Origin of the sequence: Dyella sp. OK004 (genome assembly GCF_900114495.1) — a bacterium.
GTDB lineage: Bacteria > Pseudomonadota > Gammaproteobacteria > Xanthomonadales > Rhodanobacteraceae > Dyella_D.
In genome coordinates this window covers 487773-506954 of the sequence record NZ_FOZI01000001.1, presented here as the reverse complement: position 1 = coordinate 506954, position 19182 = coordinate 487773, and the positions used below count along the sequence as shown (strand labels likewise).

The 19182-nt window shown below is 64.2% G+C and carries 17 protein-coding genes and 1 other RNA gene; 15 read left to right on the top strand and 3 right to left on the bottom strand.

Features of this window, described 5'->3' with window-relative positions; genetic code table 11:
* Window position 1 precedes the first annotated feature (1 nt).
* The 3 genes from BM338_RS02195 to BM338_RS02185 form a co-directional block, all read right to left on the bottom strand.
* Window positions 2-454 carry a toxin co-regulated pilus biosynthesis Q family protein gene (locus tag BM338_RS02195; RefSeq protein ID WP_255367166.1) on the bottom strand — a complete coding sequence of 151 codons (453 nt, stop codon included), beginning with the start codon at window positions 452-454 and terminating at the stop codon, window positions 2-4.
* 611 nt (window positions 455-1065) lie between these two features.
* Window positions 1066-1422, bottom strand: coding sequence for a YraN family protein (locus BM338_RS02190; protein ID WP_090449129.1), 357 nt, complete (start codon window positions 1420-1422; stop codon window positions 1066-1068).
* The gene (locus tag BM338_RS02185; RefSeq protein ID WP_090449128.1) at window positions 1422-3236 is read right to left on the bottom strand and encodes a penicillin-binding protein activator; all 1815 of its coding nucleotides are present in this window, start codon (window positions 3234-3236) and stop codon (window positions 1422-1424) included. Before BM338_RS02185 ends, BM338_RS02190 begins: the two co-directional genes overlap by 1 nt.
* Window positions 3237-3324: 88 nt before the next feature.
* Here BM338_RS02185 and rsmI point away from each other — a divergent pair, with 88 nt between their 5' ends.
* The 15 genes from rsmI to ftsA all read left to right on the top strand — a co-directional run bounded on the left by rsmI (window position 3325) and on the right by ftsA (window position 19086).
* Window positions 3325-4149, top strand: a complete 825-nt coding sequence (gene rsmI, locus BM338_RS02180; protein ID WP_090449127.1) for a 16S rRNA (cytidine(1402)-2'-O)-methyltransferase — start codon at window positions 3325-3327, stop codon at window positions 4147-4149.
* A gap of 30 nt (window positions 4150-4179) precedes the next feature.
* Window positions 4180-4546, top strand: an RNA gene (rnpB, locus tag BM338_RS02175) — RNase P RNA component class A.
* A 322-nt stretch (window positions 4547-4868) separates the two neighbouring features.
* Window positions 4869-5315, top strand: a complete 447-nt coding sequence (gene mraZ / locus BM338_RS02170) for a division/cell wall cluster transcriptional repressor MraZ (protein WP_090449126.1) — start codon at window positions 4869-4871, stop codon at window positions 5313-5315.
* Between the two features lie 64 nt (window positions 5316-5379).
* A complete protein-coding gene (gene rsmH, locus BM338_RS02165; RefSeq protein ID WP_090449125.1) occupies window positions 5380-6306 on the top strand; it encodes a 16S rRNA (cytosine(1402)-N(4))-methyltransferase RsmH in 927 nt (308 codons plus the stop codon).
* Window positions 6307-6332: 26 nt separating this feature from the next.
* Entirely contained in the window at window positions 6333-6575 is a 243-nt protein-coding gene (gene ftsL, locus BM338_RS02160; RefSeq protein ID WP_177229248.1) for a cell division protein FtsL, read from the top strand.
* Window positions 6572-8389, top strand: coding sequence for a peptidoglycan D,D-transpeptidase FtsI family protein (locus BM338_RS02155; RefSeq protein WP_090449123.1), 1818 nt, complete (start codon window positions 6572-6574; stop codon window positions 8387-8389). The genes ftsL and BM338_RS02155 overlap by 4 nt, the downstream gene beginning before the upstream one ends.
* Window positions 8386-9858, top strand: a complete 1473-nt coding sequence (locus BM338_RS02150) for a UDP-N-acetylmuramoyl-L-alanyl-D-glutamate--2,6-diaminopimelate ligase (protein WP_090449122.1) — start codon at window positions 8386-8388, stop codon at window positions 9856-9858. Before BM338_RS02155 ends, BM338_RS02150 begins: the two co-directional genes overlap by 4 nt.
* The gene (murF, locus tag BM338_RS02145) at window positions 9855-11222 is read left to right on the top strand and encodes a UDP-N-acetylmuramoyl-tripeptide--D-alanyl-D-alanine ligase (protein WP_090449121.1); all 1368 of its coding nucleotides are present in this window, start codon (window positions 9855-9857) and stop codon (window positions 11220-11222) included. The genes BM338_RS02150 and murF overlap by 4 nt, the downstream gene beginning before the upstream one ends.
* Window positions 11212-12417: a phospho-N-acetylmuramoyl-pentapeptide-transferase gene (gene mraY, locus BM338_RS02140; protein ID WP_090449120.1), complete on the top strand. Its 1206-nt coding sequence runs from the start codon at window positions 11212-11214 to the stop codon at window positions 12415-12417. Before murF ends, mraY begins: the two co-directional genes overlap by 11 nt.
* Window positions 12417-13664, top strand: coding sequence for a putative lipid II flippase FtsW (gene ftsW, locus BM338_RS02135; RefSeq protein ID WP_177229200.1), 1248 nt, complete (start codon window positions 12417-12419; stop codon window positions 13662-13664). The genes mraY and ftsW overlap by 1 nt, the downstream gene beginning before the upstream one ends.
* Window positions 13661-14734, top strand: a complete 1074-nt coding sequence (gene murG, locus BM338_RS02130) for an undecaprenyldiphospho-muramoylpentapeptide beta-N-acetylglucosaminyltransferase (protein ID WP_090449118.1) — start codon at window positions 13661-13663, stop codon at window positions 14732-14734. Before ftsW ends, murG begins: the two co-directional genes overlap by 4 nt.
* Complete coding sequence (gene murC, locus BM338_RS02125; RefSeq protein ID WP_090449117.1) at window positions 14731-16170, top strand: UDP-N-acetylmuramate--L-alanine ligase; 1440 nt, start codon at window positions 14731-14733, stop codon at window positions 16168-16170. Before murG ends, murC begins: the two co-directional genes overlap by 4 nt.
* Complete coding sequence (locus tag BM338_RS02120) at window positions 16167-17117, top strand: D-alanine--D-alanine ligase (RefSeq protein ID WP_090449116.1); 951 nt, start codon at window positions 16167-16169, stop codon at window positions 17115-17117. The genes murC and BM338_RS02120 overlap by 4 nt, the downstream gene beginning before the upstream one ends.
* Complete coding sequence (locus BM338_RS02115) at window positions 17114-17857, top strand: cell division protein FtsQ/DivIB (RefSeq protein WP_090449115.1); 744 nt, start codon at window positions 17114-17116, stop codon at window positions 17855-17857. The genes BM338_RS02120 and BM338_RS02115 overlap by 4 nt, the downstream gene beginning before the upstream one ends.
* Window positions 17854-19086 (top strand): cell division protein FtsA, encoded by a 1233-nt coding sequence (ftsA, locus tag BM338_RS02110; protein ID WP_090449114.1) that lies wholly within the window; start codon window positions 17854-17856, stop codon window positions 19084-19086. The genes BM338_RS02115 and ftsA overlap by 4 nt, the downstream gene beginning before the upstream one ends.
* Window positions 19087-19182 lie beyond the last annotated feature (96 nt).

Sequence of the window (19182 nt, the reverse complement as noted above, 5' to 3'; positions counted from 1 at the left end):
GTCATTTGGCGGTAGCCGGAGCTTCGGCTGGTGGCGTGGTCGTAACGGGCTCGGGCAGCGGCGTTGCTTCTGCGCGCGCGGCGCTGGCCGATCGGACTCGGATCTGGCTGTTGTCGGCGGTGACGAAGACGTCCTGCGTCACATAGATCGAGTTCAACTTCGTCACGGCGTCTTGGATGTCCGTGGTCTTGAGCTGGGACACCGGCTTGTAGAGCGTGAAGTCGGCCTCAAGCTGATACGAGAGCTGCAGGCCAGAGTCCTTTGCCCAGCGCGTGAGCATGGTCTTGAGCGTGCCGTCCATCGGCGCTGCGTAGAAGGTGTATGTCTTGGCCAAAGGGATTTCCGTTGGCGCGTCCTGGAAGCGGTTCACTGGCTTCCAGCGGCCACCGAAATCCTTGGCTGGCGGTGTTCCGCAACCTGCAAGCGCGAGAGTTGCCAGTAGCGAAGTGCCCATCAGGGCTCGTTTGAAGAAATCCGTTTTCACGTCATACCCGCAAGTTGTATGGAGACTGCAGAAGTCGCGTAGGGTGTTCGGGCACGCGTTTCGCACGATCCAGATGCTCTGGACACGCAAAAGGCGCCTACCGGACCCGGTGGCGTTGAATCAGTGCAATAGAGGAGGAGTCGCGGCGGAATGCGGCGACGGCCGTGGATGCGAATCCCGGATCACGCTGGCGAAATGCCTGCATGCATCCTGATGTCGCGTCACGGCTAATGCGGGCGGCGTAAGCGCCCGCGAGGCGAAATGTGTCGATTCCATTCAGACTCCCTGTCTAGTCTGGCTTCTTGCTACCGATATCAACCATCGATCGGTTCGTTGTGCGCTCGGGATTCGAGCGCATGCACAATCGTTGCTCAGTAGAGCGCACTTGCTCGTCGAGGAGCCAGACCTCGATGGGCAAATTGTGACGTGGCGCGCTTAATTTTGCCAGATTTAGGACGTCTGGATGATTGTGTTTTTTGTTTCAAACGATGTAGCGAAACCGCAATAAACAAGGGCTTTTCGTCATGAAGGAATTCCCCTACACGGCATTGCGGCATTGCCTTACATGACCCGCACGAAAATCAAAACGCATCGAATGCACTGCGCCACCAGGTCATGCGTGCGTCGTTTGTGGGGCCGTCGTAACTCACGACGTCGAAGCGACAAGGGTGTTGCGCTTGTTGTGGGTGAGCGGCCAGCCATAGTTCCGCGGCGCGGATGAGCTTGGCCTGCTTGCCAGCGGTTACGGAGTTGGCCGCGTCGCCATGACTTGCGTGAAGGCGATGGCGCACTTCGACGAACACGATGGTGTCGCCGTGGCGCATGATCAGATCGAGTTCGCCGTGGCGAGTGGTGTAGTTGCGCGCGATCAGGGTGAGGCCGGCGCGCTGTAACTCATCGCAGGCGCGTTGCTCGAATACCGCGCCTGCGGAACGCATCAACCCTGATTCGATTGATCACTGGAGGCCGGGGGCGATTGCACCGGTGCGCTATCCATCTGCAGGCTGCCGTTGAGCGGATGGGCCAGGCCATCTTCGAACTTCGCCCACACCAGCACGCGACGCACGCGGCCGAACTGGTCGGCAGTCAATTGCCCGCTGGCGCCGGGAAGGTAGCTGCCGGCGTGATCGCGCAACCAGTCGATATAGGGTGCGAGGTTCCATGCGTCCATGCCGAAGGCGAACAGCCGCGCCGCCGTACCGCGTGCGGCGGGCAGCTGCGCAGCGATGTCGGCGTGATTGGGCAGGCCGGGCTGGGCGTCGAACAGCCAGGGGGCGTCGCAGAATTCCACGCCGTCCAGGTCGCGATTGGCGCCCGCGTCATCGACGCCGCCATAGACATGCGAGGTGGCAAACACCGGCAGGTTGATGCGAGCCAGCTTCAATTGTGGCAGCAGCAGGCGGGCCTGTTGCGGACGCATGCTGATGAAGACGCCAGCATCGCTGTCTGCATTGGCCGCATTGAGGCCATTGATGAGCGAGGCGTAGTTGACGCCGCTGCCGCTCAGGGTGGCCGTGCCGGCGACCTTGCCGCCGCGCGCTTCCAGTTCGGCCTTGAACGCGTTGGCTGCACGCTGGCCGAAATCTTCGCCGGCCACGATCACATAAGCGGTATGCAGTCCACGTTCGATCATGTGGTCGGCGGCTTGTGCGCCTTCGGTTTCCGGCAGCAGGCCGAATTCGGCAACGCCGTTGGCGGGGAGGCTCTTGTCGTCGGGGTGGTTCAGCGCAAGCAGTTGCACTGGTAACTGTTGCAACCCGAACAAGGCGGAGACTTCGCCGCGTGTCATCGGACCGATCACCAGTTTGGCGCCATCGCTGACCGCTTGCTGATAGGCCTTGACTGCGCCAGCCGCGGTGCCGCCGCTGTCGTAGACGCGCACGGGCGGGCGCGGTGCGCGGTTACGCGCCGCATCGGCGTAGGCGGCGAAAAAGCCTTCGCGAATAGCGGTGCCGGCGGCGGCGTAATTGCCGGTGGCAGGAACGAGCAGGGCGATGCGCTCGGGCATCTTGAAGCCCTCGCGCACGTTGGCGTCCTGGCCGGGCATCACCGTGCCGACTTGTTGCTCAAGCGTGGGCTGTGGGCGCGCTACCGCTACACCGAGCTGGCTCAGTGCTTCATTGACCCAGGGCAGCATGGCATCGCCCTGCTGCATGGCGGCGGCACGCTGTTTCAGCGGATCGGCGCCGAGTTTGGTGAGCTGAGCCAGGATCTGCTTGCGGTTCTGCGCCTGATCGAGCCCGCTTAGTTGGCCGTCCATTTCCACGCGGCTGCGCGCCGCGCCCCAGACGTCACCGCTGGCATCCATCGCTTTGGCGCGCAGTTCGAGCAGGCGCAGCCGCAGTTTCGGCGGCACGGCCACGTCGGGCTGCGTGGTGAGTTGAAGGGCGCGGTGTGCGTCGTGCTGGTTCAGTGCCCATTCGGCCTGCAGCAGGTCAAGGCGCACCGGTTCGTCGTCGGTGAGGCGCTGGCGCTTGATCTGGGTCAGCAGCGGAGCAGCCTGGTCCAGGCGGCCCTCCTGCCGGTAAGCCTCGGCGGCTAGCAACCGGTACTGGTCGCCACGGCCGGGCGTGGTTTGCGCCAACACGAGGTAAGCCTGTGCGGCCTGTTCGAACTTGCCCTGGCGCGCCAGCGTGGCTGCATCCTGTTCGGCGGAGATTTCGGCCGGAGTGCGTGCTATTTGGGGTGGTACGCAGCCGCTGAGAGCCAGCGAGATCAGCAGGCCGATACCTGCGGCGCGAATCAGGCGCATGGGACGTCCCTTGGATCTGTGGACACGATGAATAGATAAGCGATCATAGCCGATCGTATCGCTGGCCCGCCGTCGAGGAACGCCGCAGATGTCACATGTTCAGCCCGGCTGCTTGTGGGTAGTCGCCACACCTATCGGTCATCGCGATGACTTTTCCGTGCGCGCCGTCGAGACTTTGCGTTCCGTCGCCGTGATTGCTTGCGAGGACACCCGGCATAGCCGGCCGCTGCTTATGCACTACAACATCGCCACGCCATTGATGGCGTTGCACGAGCACAACGAGCGTGAAGTGGTGGATGCGGTCGTTGAGCGTTTGCTGCGGGGTGAGTCGGTGGCGCTGATTTCCGATGCTGGTACGCCGTTGATCAGCGATCCGGGTTTCCGGCTGGTGCGGGCAGCGCGCGCTGCTGGCATCCGTTGTGTACCGGTACCTGGTGCGTGCGCGGCAATTGCGGCGCTGTCGGTGTCCGGGCTGCCTAGCGATCGCTTCGTGTTCGAGGGCTTCCTGCCGCCCAAGGCGGCCGCGCGCCGCGCGCGGTTGGAGGAGTTGGTTGGTGATTCGCGCACCCTCATCTTTTATGAGTCGTCCCATCGTGTTGCCGAAAGCCTGGCTGATATGCGCGACGTTTTTGGCGCAACGCGCGAGGGTGTGCTCGCACGCGAGCTGACCAAGTTGTTCGAAACTGTGCTGGGTGAGCCGCTCGAAACGTTGGCTGCGCGTGTAGCCAGTGACCCGGATCAACAACGCGGTGAGTGCGTGGTTCTCATCCATGGCCGGGGTGAAGAGGTTGATTCGCGCGTGGTCGAGGGGCAGCGCATTTTTGCGATCCTGCGCGACGAACTGCCTCCAGCCAAGGCGGCGAAGCTCGCGGCGGCGATCAGCGGCGCGCCGCGCAAGGCCTTATATGAGTGAGTGCGGCTGGCTTCGTCTATAATTCTCGGCGGAGTCGGCCGGGCAGTCGCGTCGCGCGTAAGCGCATCGAGGAAAGTCCGGGCTCCATAGGGCAGAGTGCCAGGTAACTCCTGGGCGGCGTGAGCCGACGGCCAGTGCAACAGAAAGCAAACCGCCGAACGGCATCTCCGGATGTGCGTGGTAAGGGTGAAATGGTGCGGTAAGAGCGCACCGCGCGCGGGGCTAACGCCGCGTGGCACGGTAAACCCCACTCGGAGCAAGACCAAATAGGGGAACGATAACGCGGCCCGCGTTGTTCCCGGGTAGGTTGCTGGAGCCTGGCGGTGACGCCAGGCCGAGAGGAATGACTGTCGCGCTGCAAGGCGTACAGAACCCGGCTTATAGGCCGACTCCACCTCTTTTCGTCCACCACACCCTCGACATGAGCCTTCATGTCGAGGGTGTGGCGTGGGATTTATCGAAGGGAATCGGCGCATGAACGGAGATTCATGCGCCGCCGCCTTGGGCGGCGTTTGTAGAGGCTTTATGGAGCACGGCTGCGCACAAAAAATCTCCTGTATTCAAGCACCTTTGGTTAGTTCCTCAGAAAAGGCTGGAAATAGTGCCACACCATTGCCTTTCTCATTGATTCACAAGCAAAAATCCCTTGACAGTCTCAAGGGGCGAGACTATCGTGGATTCCTGTGTGAAATCGTGGGAATTAGTGGAGTCTTACGGCCGTGTTCCAGGGCGAAACCGCCATCACCGTTGACGATAAGGGCCGCCTGGCCATTCCGACCGCGTATCGGGAGCAGGTGGCCGGCGAGTGCGCCAATCGTCTGGTGGTCACCTACAACCCTTTTGAGCCGGGCTGCCTGTGGCTGTTCCCGTATGCGGAGTGGGAGCAGGTGCGCGATCAGGTCAACGCACTACCCAAGGTCAAGGCCGCTCATCGCGACATGCAGATGAAGCTGGTGGGTGCCGCGGCCATCGTTGAGCCGGATACGGCGGCGCGCATCCTGTTGCCGGCCAGTCAGCGCGCGGCGGCTGGCATCGAGAAGAAAGCGGTTCTGCTGGGCATGGGCAACAAGTTCGAGCTTTGGAGCGAGCAGGCCCACCTCGCCAAGATCCGCCAGACCATCGGCGAAGACGACATCACCAACGAAATGGCAGACCTGCGCCTGTAACCGGCCACGGTAGCGGCGTAGAGAAAAGCAAGAAAACGGGACGGGACGGGAGCGGGAGTGCGGCATGGCCGAGCAAGTTTTGCGGCACATCCCGGTGATGCTGGGTGAAGCAGTGGAGGGTCTCGCCGTGCGTGCAGGCGGGCGTTATCTGGATGGCACCTTCGGACGCGGCGGGCACGCCCGCGAAGTGCTGTCGCGCCTTGGTCCGGATGGCCGCCTGCTGCTGATGGATCGCGACCCCACCGCCATTGCCGCTGCGCAGAAGGCATTCGCCGACGATCCGCGCGTGTCGATCCGCCACGCCAATTTCTCCAGCCTCGCCGAGTGGGAAGAAACCGAGGCTGGCCTTGACGGCATCCTGCTCGACCTTGGCGTCTCCTCGCCACAGCTCGACGAAGCCGCCCGCGGTTTCAGCTTTATGGCTGATGCGCCGCTGGATATGCGCATGGACACCACGCAGGGCGAAAGCGTCGCGGATTTCCTTGCCCACGCCGGCGAGCGCGAGATCGCCGATGTGCTCTGGATTTATGGCGAAGAGCGCTTCAGTCGCAAGATCGCCCGCGCCATCGTGGAGCGCCGTGCCGAACAGCCGATCACCCGCACCGGCGAGCTGGCCGCGCTGATCGAGCGTGTCGTGGGGCGCCGCGAGCCGGGCAAGCATCCGGCCACGCGCAGCTTTCAGGCCCTACGCATCCGTGTGAACGGCGAGCTGGATTCGCTACAGCGGGGGCTTGAGTCAGCCCTGGATCGCCTGAACGTAGGCGGCCGTCTTTCAATCATCAGCTTTCATTCGCTGGAAGACCGCGCGGTGAAGCTGTTCATCCGCGATCACTCCGGCCGTGTGCAGGGGAGCCGTCGCGGCCCGCCGGTAATGGCCGCGCCCGCGCGGCTGGCGCCGGTCGGCAAGGCGCAGTTTCCGTCCGAGGCCGAGTTGGCCGCCAACCCCCGCGCCCGCTCCGCGGTGCTGCGCGTGGCGGAGAAGCTTTTGTGAGGGCGATCGGTGTCGCCTTCCTGCTGATGCTGCTCGCAGCCGTGCTGGTCAGTGCGGTGGGCGTGGTGTGGACGCGCCATGAGAGCCGCGTGCTGTTTGTGGATCTGACCCGCCTGCAGAACCAGCGCGACGAGCTGAATATCGAATACGGCAAGCTGGAACTGGAGCAGGCCACCTGGGCCGAGCCGCGTCGTGTGGACAGCGAGGCGCGGCAGAAGCTCGGCATGGTCAATCCCAAGCCGCAAGACATCCAGCTGGTGCGCCGATGAACATGCGCCCGCGCTTTCCGACCCAGCCCAGCTCGCGCCGTCGCGGCCTTGGCCCCAGTGCGCGCCGCCGCATGGTGGTGGTGGTGGGTGTGTTGTCGCTGGCCTCGCTGGGTCTGGTAGCGCGCGCGTTCGACCTGCAGGTAGTGCGCAAACAGTTCTATCAGAACCAGGGCGATGCGCGCTTCCTGCGCGAAGTGCCGATTGCGGTGTCACGCGGCACCATCTTCGATCGCAACGGCGAGCCGTTGGCGGTGTCTACGCCAGTGATGTCGATCTGGGCGAATCCGGCGGAAGTGCTGGAGAACGAAGACCGCATCCCGCAGCTGGCCAAGGCCATCGGCGCGGACGCCAGCGAGATCAAGCAGTACTTGATGCAGCGCTCCGAGCGCGAGTTTGTCTATCTGCGCCGTCAGATGAGTCCGGACGCAGCACAGGCCGTGCTCAGCCTGGGTATTCCCGGCATTAACGGCCAGCGCGAATTCCGCCGCTTCTACCCATCGGGCGAGGTCACCTCGCACATCCTCGGCTTCACCAACATCGACGACCACGGTCAGGAAGGTCTGGAGCTGGCGTTCGACGACTGGCTGGCTGGCAAGCCGGGTGCGAAGCGGGTGATCCGCGATCGCATGGGGCACGTGGTAGAGGATGTGGAGCAGGTGCGCGCGCCGCAGCCGGGCAAAAACCTCACGCTGAGCATCGACCGCCGCATCCAGTTCCTCGCCTACAACGAGCTGAAGAACACCATCGAGCAGTCGCAGGCCGATTCGGGCTCGATGGTGATCCTCGATGTGCCCACCGGCGAAGTGTTGGCGATGGTGAATCTGCCCACCTACAACCCGAACGCCGTGCGCGGCAGCAAGCCGGATCAGCGCCGCAATCGCGCGATGACCGACGTAGTGGAACCAGGTTCCACCATAAAGCCCATCGTGATGGCTGCTGCTCTGTCCAGCGGCAAGTACACCCCGACTGGCCCCATGGTCGATACCGGCAACGGCCACTTCTATTACATGACCCACGACATCCGCGATACGCATGCCTATGGCTTGCTGTCGCCGACCGGGGTGATCCAGAAGTCCAGCAACATCGGCGCCGCCAAGATCGCGATGACGCTCGATACCGGCCTGATGTACGACACCTATCGCGCTTTCGGCTTCGGTAACAGCACCAATAGCGGTTTTCCTGGTGAAGCTTCGGGCTACCTCAAAGTGGGGCGTGACTGGCGCGCGCTGGAAAAGGCCATCATGGCCTACGGCTACGGCCTCAACGTCACACCGCTGCAGCTGGCCAATGCTTACGCCACCATCGGCGACGGCGGCCTTATGCATTCGCCCTCGTTCGTAAAGAGCGCGGAGAGCGAGACTAAGCAGATCATCGCCCCCGAAATTGCCGGCAAGCTGGTGCAGATGCTGGAGTCCACCACCCAGCCGGGCGGCACCGCGGCGCCGTATGCCTGGATCGCGAACTACGCGGTGGCGGGCAAGACCGGCACGGCGCACAAAGCGACGGCCGGCGGCTATTCCAAAAACAACTACAGCGCTGCCTTCGCCGGCCTGGTGCCGGCCAGCAACCCCCGTCTCGCTGCGGTGGTGGTGGTGGATAACCCCAGGAAAGGCAGCTACTACGGCGGCCTGGTTTCCGCGCCGGTCTTCGCCAAGGTGATGGATGGCGCGCTGCGCCTGCTCGACGTGCCGCCCGACAATATCGGCCGTTGGTATGTCGGTGGCCCCTTGCAAGGCAACAATGGTCTGGTCGGCTCCAAGCCACCTGACGCGCCAGTAGTGGATGACGCCCCCGTCGAGGAGGCCACGCCATGAGCCAGCGCCTCGACCAACTATTGAAAGGTATCGCCGACGCCCCGAGCGCTGGCGATATTGTCGTTTCGGGCCTGTCGCTGGATTCGCGCCACGTGCGCGACGGCGATGCTTTCTTCGCCCTGCGCGGTACGCGCGGGCACGGTATCGAGTTCGCCGCGAGCGCGGTGCAGCGTGGTGCGCGTGTGGTGCTGGCTGAAGCGCCACACGCGACAGCGCCGGCGCTGGACGTCCCGGTGCTATGGATCGAAGACCTGCATGCACAGGTTGGCGAGATCGCCTCGCGTTTCTTTGATCGTCCGTCGGAAGCGATGCGCGTCATTGGCGTCACCGGCACCAATGGCAAGACCTCTACGGTGCAATTGCTGGCGCAGGCGCTGGAACATCTTGGTCATCGCGCGGCGACCATCGGTACCTTGGGCGCCGGCCTGCACGGTCAGCTGGAAGAAGGTGAGCGCACCACGCCGGATGCGATCAGCGTGCAGGGTCTGTTCGCTTTGTTCCGCGAACAGGGCGCCAGTCATGTAGCGATGGAGGTTTCCTCGCACGCCCTCGAGCAGGGGCGCGTGGCTGCGGTGGCGTTCGAAGTGGCGGCGTTCACCAATCTCACCCGCGACCATCTCGATTACCACGGCAGCATGGAAGCCTACGGCGACGCCAAGGCCAAGTTGTTCGCTTGGCCTGGGCTGAAGGTTGCGGCGATCAATATCGATGATGCTTTTGGCCGCGAGCTTGCAGCGCGCCTGCCCGCCGATGTGAATACGCTGCGCATCAGCGCGACCGGCGATCGCGACGCCGATATCACCGCCGCGGCCATCGCCACCTCAGCCGAAGGCCTGTCCTTCGTGCTGCGCACGCCGTGGGGTTCGTATCCGCTGCAGAGCCGGCTGCTTGGCCGCTTCAATGTGGAGAACCTGCTGACCGTGGTTGCCTGTCTTGGTGCGCTGGGTGAATCCTTTGAGCGCATCGTGGCGGCGGTGGAAGCCTTGCAGCCGGTCAGCGGGCGCATGAACCGGCTCGGTGGCCTGCATGGACTGCCGCTGGTGGTGGTCGATTACGCACATACACCGGATGCGCTGGAGCAATCGCTGTCGGCGCTGCGCGCGCATTGCGCCGGCCGGCTGATCTGCGTGTTTGGCTGCGGCGGCGAGCGCGATGCCGGCAAGCGTCCGCTGATGGGTGGCATCGCCGAGCGTCTGGCCGATATCGCCATCATCACTGATGACAACCCGCGCGGCGAAGATGGCGACGCCATCGTGGCGCAGATCGTTGCTGGTCTGATGCATCCACAGAATGCCCTCATCCAGCGCGATCGCGCCGAAGCGATCCGGCAGGCTCTGACGCTGGCGAAGACCGGCGACGTGGTGCTGATCGCTGGCAAGGGCCACGAAACTTACCAGGAGGGCGCCGCTGGCAAGCGGCCCTTCGATGATCTTGCAGTCGCTCGTGCAGCGCTGGAGGTGCATGCATGATGCGATTGAGCGCCATTGCGCTATGGACCCGCGGACGCCTGGTCGGCGCTGATGCCGACATCACGGGCGTCAGCATTGACACGCGCAAGCTCGGTCCGGGCGATCTGTTCGTGGCAGTCAAGGGTGAGCGCGTGGATGGCCATGACTTCCTGGCCCAGGCGGCGGCGAGCGGTGCAGTGGCTGCGCTGGTCGAGCGCAAAGTGGATGCGCCGATTGCCCAGGTTGTGGTCAACGATACGCAACTGGCGCTGGGCGACCTGGCCAGCGCGGTGCGCGCGCAGAGCAATGTACGCGTGGTCGGCATTACCGGTTCCAACGGCAAGACCACGGTGAAGACGCTGACTGCGTCCATCCTCTCGCGCCATGGCCGTACCCACGTCAACGCGGGCAACTACAACAACGAGCTGGGCCTGCCGCTGACCTTGCTGGCGATGCCGCAGGACACGGACTACGCCGTGCTTGAGATGGGCGCCGGCAAGCCAGGCGACATTGCGTATCTGGCTGCCATTGCGCGGCCCGATATCGGTCTCGTCAACACCATTGCGCCGGCGCATCTTGAGCGCATGGGCAGCGTGGAAGGCGTGGCCGAAACCAAGGGCGCGCTATATCAGGCATTGCCGGCGGACGGTGTAGCGATCATCAACGGCGACGATGCGTTCGCCAGTTTCTTTGCCGGTCTGGCGGCGGGCCGACGTCAGTTGCGCTTTGCGCTGGACCATAAGGCCGATATCGGCGCCGACATTGTCGAGCAGCGCGTGGACGGTTCGCGCTTTGTGCTGAGCACGCCGGCTGGCGATGCCGAAGTGGCGTTGCCGCTGGCGGGTCGTCACAACATCGCCAACGCTATGGCTGCCGCAGCGATCGCACTCGCGCTCGATGTGCCGCTGGACACCATCGTCGACGGCCTGGAGCAGGTGCCCGGCGTCGCCGGCCGCCTGAAGCAGGAGGCGATGCCGGGTGGCTGGACGCTGATCGATGACAGCTACAACGCCAATCCCGGCTCACTCGGCGCGGCGATCGACACGCTGGCGCTGGCTGCCGGCGAGCGCTGGTTGGTGCTAGGCGACATGGCCGAGCTGGGACCCACAGCGCGCGCCTTGCACGCCAGCATGGGTGAGCGCGCAAAACAGCACGGTATCGATCGCCTGTTCGCCGTCGGTCCGCTCAGTGCGGCGACGGTCGAGGCCTTCGGTGCCCAAGGCGAACACCACGCCGACAAGGCGTCGCTGATCGCGTCGCTGAAGCAACAGCTGCATAGCGGCGTTACCTGTCTGGTGAAGGGCTCGCGCTCAGCCGGGATGGAGCAGGTGGTCGCGGCACTACATGACAACAAACCGGTGGAGGGCGCATCCGATGCTGCTTGAACTCGCAGACTGGATGGCTCGGCACTTCACCGCCCTGCATCTGTTTCAGTACATCACCTTTCGCACCATCATGGCCGCGCTTACGGCGCTGTCCATGTCGCTACTATTTGGCCCCACGCTGATCCGCAAGTTGGCGGACCTGAAGGCGGGGCAGGTCGTGCGCAAGGATGGCCCGCAGACGCATCTATCCAAGGCCGGCACGCCGACCATGGGCGGCGTGATGATTCTGCTCGCGGTGGCTATCGCCACCTTGCTCTGGGCAGACCTGCATAACCGCTATGTGTGGGTGGTGCTGGCGGTGCTGATCAGCTTCGGCGTGATCGGCTTCTACGACGACTACAAGAAGCTGGTGCTGAAGGACAGCCGCGGGTTGGCCTCGCGCTGGAAGTACTTCTGGCAGTCAGTGTTCGGTCTTATCGCAGCGCTGTTCCTGTACTTCACTGCGCCCACCACGCCGCCGCCTTGTGTGAAGCCGATACCGGCGGTGGTGCAGCATGTGGAAACCACGGCGACTGCGCTGAGTACCCGCCTGACCACGGAGCCTGCAGCGGCGCCGGTCGCTTGCGCCAAGGAAGTGGCTGAGACCGCGCTGTTCGTGCCGCTGTTCAAGCAAGTGGCCCTGCCGCTCGGTTTGTTCTTCGTGGTGCTGACCTATTTCATGATCGTGGGCTTCTCCAACGCGGTGAACCTCACCGATGGCCTGGATGGGCTGGCGATCATGCCGACGGTGCTGGTGTCCGGCGCGCTGGGTGTATTTGCCTACCTGGCCGGTAACCGCGTGTTCTCCGAGTACCTAAGCATCCCTTCGATCCCTGGAGCCGGTGAGCTGGCGATCGTCTGCGGCGCGTTGTCCGGTGCGGGGCTGGGTTTCCTCTGGTTCAACACCTACCCGGCGCAAGTGTTCATGGGTGACGTCGGCGCGCTGGCGATCGGCGCGGCGCTGGCGGCCATTGCGGTAATCGTCCGCCAGGAAATCGTGCTGCTGATCATGGGCGGCGTGTTTGTGATGGAAACGGTGTCGGTGATGCTGCAGGTGGCGAGCTTCAAGCTCACCGGCAAGCGCATTTTCCGCATGGCACCGATCCATCATCACTTCGAGCTCAAGGGCTGGCCCGAGCCCAGGGTGATCGTGCGCTTCTGGATCATCAGCGTCGTGCTGGTGTTGATCGGCCTTGCCACGTTGAAGGTGCGCTGATGCTTTTCGACGCCACTCAGGCAAAACGTCGACAGGGACCACGGGGCAGCTTCGATCTGCCGCTGCTGGTCGCGCTCGTCGGTCTGGCCTGCGTGGGTCTGGTGATGATCACCTCCAGCTCCATCGCCGTGGCGGATAGCCAGCACCTGGGCGCGTTCTACTTCCTCAAGAAGCATTTGCTGTTCCTCGGCCTGGGTCTGGTGCTGGCCGGCGTAGCCATGCGCACCGAGCTGAAGGTGCTGGAAAAGAACGCCTTCCTGCTGATGATGTTGGCTTTCATTCTGCTGCTGGCGGTGTTCCTGCCGGTCTTCGGCATGCGCCTCAATGGCGCGCGGCGCTGGCTCAACCTGATGGTCACCAGCTTCCAGCCCGTGGAGGCGGTGAAGCTTATCCTGGTGATATACATCGCCAGCTATCTGGTGCGTCACCGCGAAAGCGTAGAGACGCGCTTCCTCGGTCTGCTCAAGCCGATCATGGTGGCCGGCATCATCGTGCTGCTGTTGTTGGCGCAGCCCGACTTCGGCTCGGCGACGCTGGTGATCGGCGTGACGATCGCGATGGTCTGGCTGGGCGGCGCGCGGCCGATCTTCCTGTTCGGCATGGGCTTGCCTCTGATGCCGTTGCTGGCGATCGCGGCGACCAGTGAAAGCTATCGCGTGAAGCGCCTCACCTCATTCATGGACCCGTGGAAGGATCCGTTCAACGACGGCTTCCAGCTGACCCAATCGCTGATGGCGATCGGCCGTGGTGAGTGGACCGGCGTGGGTCTTGGCTCCAGTGTGCTGAAACTGTCATACCTGCCGGAAGCGCATACCGACTTTATCTTCGCGGTGATTTCCGAAGAACTCGGTCTGGCCGGCATCCTGTTCGTGATGAGCCTGTTCGCGCTGACGGTCGGGCGCGGCCTGTATATAGGGCTGAAAGGTGTGGAGCTGGGCCAGCGTTTCGCCGGCTATGTGGCTTTCGGTATCTCGCTGATGGTCGGCCTGCAGACCATGGTGTCGATCGGCGTGAATCTCGGCGCGCTGCCGACCAAGGGTTTGACCCTGCCGCTGATCAGCTATGGTGGTTCGTCGATGGTGTTGACCTGTGCGATGGCGGGTGTGTTGTTGCGCGCCACCTACGAGATCAACCGTGCCATGGACGCACGCCAGATGGCGACCCGCATGCCGGCGGCCTCGGTACCGGATGCGAATGCCGCTGTCGCCACGGCCGCCGCGCGCGAGCGCGAGGCGGTGAGCGCATGAGCACGAACGCACCCGTGCTGATCATGGCCGGCGGCACCGGCGGCCACATCTTTCCCGGCCTGGCCGTGGCGGAGACGCTGCGCGCTCAGGGCGTGCCGGTGGTGTGGCTGGGTGCTGTGGGTGGCATGGAAACCAAGGTGGTGCCGGCTCACGGTATTCCGATGAAAACGGTGCCGGTGGGTGGCTTGCGCGGCAAGGGTGTAGCGACGCGCCTGCTTGCGCCGTTGATGTTGGCGCGTGCATTGCTTACTTCCATCGGCGTGCTGCTGTCGGTGAAACCGCGCAGCGTGCTGTCGATGGGTGGCTACGTGGCGGGTCCCGGCGGTGTGGCCGCGCGGCTGCTGCGTTGTCCCTTGCTGGTGCATGAGCAGAACCGCGTTGCCGGATTCACCAACCGCAAGCTGGCGGCTCATGCGCAGCGCGTGATGCAGGGTTTCGACGACACACTGCCGAATGCCGAATGGGTCGGCAATCCGGTGCGTGTCGCGATCGCCGCTTTGTCGGAACCGGCCGTGCGCATGGCCGGACGTGCTGGGCGCGCGCGTCTGTTGGTGCTCGGCGGCAGCCTCGGCGCGCGCGCGCTGAATCTGTCGTTGCCGCAGGCGCTTGCACAGATGCCCTCCGCGCAGCGTCCGGAGGTGCTGCACCAGTGCGGCAACCGCGGCCTTGATGAGGCGCGTGAGGCGTACGCGAAGGCCGGTGTGGAAGCGCAGATTGTGCCTTTCATCGAAGACATGGCTGGCGCGTATGCATGGGCCGATCTGGCCGTGTGCCGTGCCGGCGCCTTGACCTTGGCCGAACTCACCGCGGCCGGCGTCGGCTCGGTACTCGTGCCTTTCCCTTATGCGGTGGATGACCACCAGACCCGCAACGCCGAAGCCCTCGTGGCTGCGGGTGCGGCTGAAGTAATGCAGGAGCGTGATCTGGACGTACAGCAACTTGCGCAGCGCCTGGACGCGCTGCTGGAAAACCGCCCGCGGATGCTCGCCATGGCCGAGGCTGCGCGCACCCTGGCCAAGCCGGATGCGGCAGCGGTGATCGCCCGTGCCTGCATTGAGGTGAGCGCATGACGCCGCGTCGCCTGCTCGCACACGAAGATCTGATGGCCACGTTCCAGCGCGTGCATTTCATCGGCATTGGCGGTGTCGGCATGAGCGGTATCGCCGAGGTGCTGCACAACCTGGGTTATGCCGTCTCCGGCTCCGACAAGTCGAACTCGGCAACCGCGCAGCGACTGGCCCAGCTCGGGATCACAGTGCATGTTGGCCATGCCGCTGAAAACGTCGGCGATACGGACGTGGTGGTCACCTCGAGTGCGATTCGTCAGGACAACCCGGAGCTGACGGCCGCACGCGCCGCGCGCATCCCGGTGGTGCCACGCGCCGAGATGCTCGGTGAGTTGATGCGCTTCCGCCGCGGTATCGCCATCGCCGGCACGCATGGCAAGACCACCACCACCAGCCTCACGGCGAGCGTGCTGGCGGAAGCCGATTACGACCCGACCTTTGTCATTGGCGGTCAGCTCAATGCGGCGGGCGCCAATGCGCGTCTCGGCACCGGTCAGTATCTGGTGGCGGAAGCCGACGAATCGGACGGTTCGTTCCTGATGCTGTCGCCGGTGGTGGCTGCGGTCACCAATATCGACGCTGATCATCTGGAGAACTACCAGGGTGACTTCGCGCTAGTAAAGAAGGCGTTCGCCGACTTCCTGCATCGCCTGCCGTTCTACGGCTTGGCCGTGTTGTGCGTGGACGATCCCGAAGTGGCGGAGCTGGCCAAGGCTACGCCGCGTCGTGTGATGACCTATGGCATCGATACGAAGGATGCTGACGTACGCGCGGCCAACCTGTCGCAGCACGGTTTCGAGATGCATTTCGATCTGATATTGCCGGGGCGTTCGGACGCGCTGCACGTCAAGCTGAATCTGCCGGGTCACCACAACGTGCTCAACGCGCTGGCCGCCGCCGCGATTGGCTGGCAGTTGGGGGTGGAGGCGGAAGCCATCGCCCGCGCGCTGGAGAAATTCCAGGGAGTGGGGCGTCGCTTCCACCGCCGTGGCGAGATTGCGCTGGATAAAGGCACGGCGTTGCTGGTCGATGACTACGGCCACCATCCGCGTGAGTTGGCGGCGGTCTTTGCCGCGGCGCGCGGCGGCTGGCCGGAGCGGCGGCTGGTCGTGGGCTTCCAGCCGCATCGTTACAGCCGCACCCGCGATCTGCTCGACGACTTCGCGAATGTACTGGCTGAAGCCGATGTGCTGGTGCTGACGGATGTCTATCCGGCTGGCGAAGTGCCGATTGCCGGTGCCGACGGCCGTGCACTGGCGCGCGCAGTGCGCGCGCGCGGCAAGGTCGATCCGGTGCTGATCGAGCATCCGCGCGAATTCAAAGACACCCTGCCGGCGCTGTTGCGCGATGGCGATCTGTTGCTGCTGCTCGGCGCCGGCGATATCGGCACGGCAGCGGTGGAGCTGGCGAATGCCGGCAACCTGAGGACGCACAAGTGAGCAAGACCATCACCGATCCCGCACAGTTTGGCCGCGTCGCCGTCGTGATGGGTGGCAGCTCGGCCGAACGCGAGGTGTCGCTGAACTCCGGTCGCGGCGTACTGGCCGCGTTGCAGGCGCGTGGCGTGGATGCGCATGCCATCGATGGCATCCCGGCTCTGCTCGACGCGGTGCGTGCCGGTCACTTCGCCCGGGTGTTCAACATCCTGCACGGCGGTGGCGGTGAGAACGGTGAGCTGCAAGGTGCGCTGCAGTCGCTGCGCGTTCCGTTTACCGGTTCGGGCGTGCTTGGTTCCGCGCTATCGCTGGATAAGATCCGCGCCAAGCAGGTGTGGCTGTCGTTGGGCCTGCCGACTCCGCGCTTCAAGGCGCTGCCGCGCGGTGCCGATGTGCATGCCGCCGCCCGCGAGATCGGCTTTCCGCTGATCGTGAAGCCGGCTTGGGAAGGTTCGAGCGTTGGTGTGACGCGCGTATTCGATGAGAAGGATCTGGATGCGGCGGTCGAGCTGGCGCAGCGCTACCCCGGCGATATGTTGATGGAAACGCTTATCGAGGGTGATGCGAGTGAGGGCGGCGAGTTCACCGTCGGTGTTCTCGGTCGTGAAGTGTTGCCGAGCATCAAGATCGTGCCCAAGGGTGAGTACTACGACTACAACGCCAAATACATCGCCGAAGACACGCAGTACATCTGCCCGGGCTTGAGCGGCGCCGCCGAGCAGGAGATGCGCGAGCTCGCTCTGGTTGCGTTCGATGCGCTGGCTTGCAGCGGCTGGGGACGCGTGGACGTGATGCGCGATCGCCATGGCAAGAACTGGCTATTGGAAGTGAATACCGCGCCGGGCATGACCTCGCATTCGCTGGTGCCCAAGGCCGCCAAGGCGGTGGGCATCGACTACGAGACATTGTGCTGGCGTGTACTGGAATCGAGCTTCCAGGAGGGTGCGTGAGGGGAGCTATCCGCCTCGTTGCCTGGTGTCTGGCCATCGCGCTGGTGGTGCTGCCGATCGTCGGCGTGCTGCGCGGGTGGTTCGCGGCCAATCGTTGGCCGGTGACTCAGTTGACGGTGCAGGCCGAGTTCAAGCACGTGAGCGCGGATGAGGTCCGCGCCGCTGTGTTGCCGCGTCTCGGCAAAGGCTTCTTCGCGCTCGATCTGGATGGTGTGCAAAAGGCGGTCGCCGCGCTGCCGTGGGTAGAGTCGGTGGAAGCCCGCAAGCGCTGGCCAGACATGTTGCTGTTGCGCATCTACGAGCGCCAGCCGTTTGCGCGCTGGAACGACAAGCAGCTGATCAGCCGACAGGGTCTGGTGTTCGATGCTCCTCAGGCGGACCAGGACGAGAGTCTGCCCAACCTGCACGGCCCGGATGCGCGTCTGGCTGAAGTGGTGAGCTTCTATGCCGAAACGCAGAAGGCGTTCGGTGGCACGCATTTGAATATCACCGGCGTGTCGTTGTCCGAGCGCGGCAGTTGGAGTCTGACTACTTCTACCGGCGCGCAGATTGTGCTCGGCGACCGCGACCAGGCTGGCCGCCGGTTGCGCCGCTTTCTTGATGTTTATCCCCAATTGATGGCGGGCCGCACGGATGGCTTCGCCTATGCCGATCTTCGCTACACCAACGGATTTGCCGTGCGATGGCCGCAGTCGCAAGCACCGGCCGCCGTCACTACCAGAGGCACGCCACGCACATGAAAACCCGTAACGACAAGCAGCTGGTCGTTGGCCTGGATATCGGCACCTCGAAGGTGGTGGCGATCGTGGGCGAGTACGAGCCGGGCGAGCCGATCGAGGTGATCGGCATTGGCACCCACGTGTCGCGCGGACTCAAGCGCGGCTCGGTGGTGGACATCGAATCGACCGTGCACTCCATCCAGCGTGCAGTAGAAGAAGCCGAGCTGATGGCCGGCTGCGATATCCGTTCGGTCTACGCCTCGATCTCAGGTAGCCACCTCGAAACCAAGAACTCGCACGGTACCGCCGCAATCCGCGACCGCGAGGTGACGCCGGGTGATCTGGAACAGGTGCTGGAGGCTGCCAGCGCGGTGGCGATCCCGGCTGACCGCAAGGTTCTTTATAAGGAGTCGCAGGAATACCGCATCGACGGTCAGGATGGCATCCGCTCGCCGGTCGGCATGAGCGGTGTGCGCCTGGAGGCCAGCGTGCATCTGGTGACGGGTGCGGCCGCGGCAGTGCAGAACATCAGCAAGTGCATCCAGCGCTGCGGTCTGACCGTGGACGAACTGGTGCCGTCTTCGGTGGCGAGCGCGAAGTCGGTGTTGACCGATGACGAGCGCGAGCTGGGCGTATGTCTGGTCGATATCGGTGCTGGCACGACCGACATTGCGATCTATACGCAGGGTTCGATTCGCTACACCAAGTCGCTGCCGGTCGGTGGCGATCAGGTCACCAACGACATTGCCTATGGCGTGCACACGCCGACCGCGCACGCGGAAGAGATCAAGATCAAGTACGCCTGCGCGCTGGCGCAGCTCGCTCACGCCGAAGAAACCATCCAGGTGCCGAGCGTGGGCGATCGCCCACCGCGCCGGTTGGCTCGCCAGTCGCTCGCGCAGAGCGTGCAGGCGCGCTACGAGGAAATCTTCGAGATGGTGCAGGACGAGCTGCGCCGCTCCGGCTACGAAAGTCTGGTGGCGGCCGGTGTCGTGCTCACCGGTGGCGCTTCGCGCATGGAAGGTGCGCTGGAGCTGGCTGAGGAGATCTTCCACAAGATGGTGCGCATCGGCGTGCCGCAACACGTCAGCGGTCTCGGCGAAGTGGTCGCCAATCCCTTGCATTCGACTGGTGTGGGTCTGCTGCTACACGGCGCGCGTTCGGGCGGCATGCGCTCGGGTGGTACGAGCGGCGGCAGTGTCGGTGGGCTGGTGGACAAGCTGCGCGGCTGGCTGACCAAGAATTTCTAACCGGACAAGGGCATAGCTCTTTCCGGATGAAGGTTTTCAGGTGGCGCAGGAGGCGCCGCCACGGGTGAATGGATGTTCGCCCACCACCACCGGCCG

Coding starts and splice junctions, on each gene's coding strand:
- BM338_RS02195 (WP_255367166.1), bottom strand. CDS start 454: ATGGGCACTTCGCTACTGGCAACTCTCGCGCTTGCAGGTTGCGGAACA.
- BM338_RS02190 (WP_090449129.1), bottom strand. CDS start 1,422: ATGCGTTCCGCAGGCGCGGTATTCGAGCAACGCGCCTGCGATGAGTTA.
- BM338_RS02185 (WP_090449128.1), bottom strand. CDS start 3,236: ATGCGCCTGATTCGCGCCGCAGGTATCGGCCTGCTGATCTCGCTGGCT.
- rsmI (WP_090449127.1), top strand. CDS start 3,325: ATGTCACATGTTCAGCCCGGCTGCTTGTGGGTAGTCGCCACACCTATC.
- rsmH (WP_090449125.1), top strand. CDS start 5,380: ATGGCCGAGCAAGTTTTGCGGCACATCCCGGTGATGCTGGGTGAAGCA.
- ftsL (WP_177229248.1), top strand. CDS start 6,333: ATGCTGCTCGCAGCCGTGCTGGTCAGTGCGGTGGGCGTGGTGTGGACG.
- BM338_RS02155 (WP_090449123.1), top strand. CDS start 6,572: ATGAACATGCGCCCGCGCTTTCCGACCCAGCCCAGCTCGCGCCGTCGC.
- BM338_RS02150 (WP_090449122.1), top strand. CDS start 8,386: ATGAGCCAGCGCCTCGACCAACTATTGAAAGGTATCGCCGACGCCCCG.
- murF (WP_090449121.1), top strand. CDS start 9,855: ATGATGCGATTGAGCGCCATTGCGCTATGGACCCGCGGACGCCTGGTC.
- mraY (WP_090449120.1), top strand. CDS start 11,212: ATGCTGCTTGAACTCGCAGACTGGATGGCTCGGCACTTCACCGCCCTG.
- ftsW (WP_177229200.1), top strand. CDS start 12,417: ATGCTTTTCGACGCCACTCAGGCAAAACGTCGACAGGGACCACGGGGC.
- murG (WP_090449118.1), top strand. CDS start 13,661: ATGAGCACGAACGCACCCGTGCTGATCATGGCCGGCGGCACCGGCGGC.
- murC (WP_090449117.1), top strand. CDS start 14,731: ATGACGCCGCGTCGCCTGCTCGCACACGAAGATCTGATGGCCACGTTC.
- ftsA (WP_090449114.1), top strand. CDS start 17,854: ATGAAAACCCGTAACGACAAGCAGCTGGTCGTTGGCCTGGATATCGGC.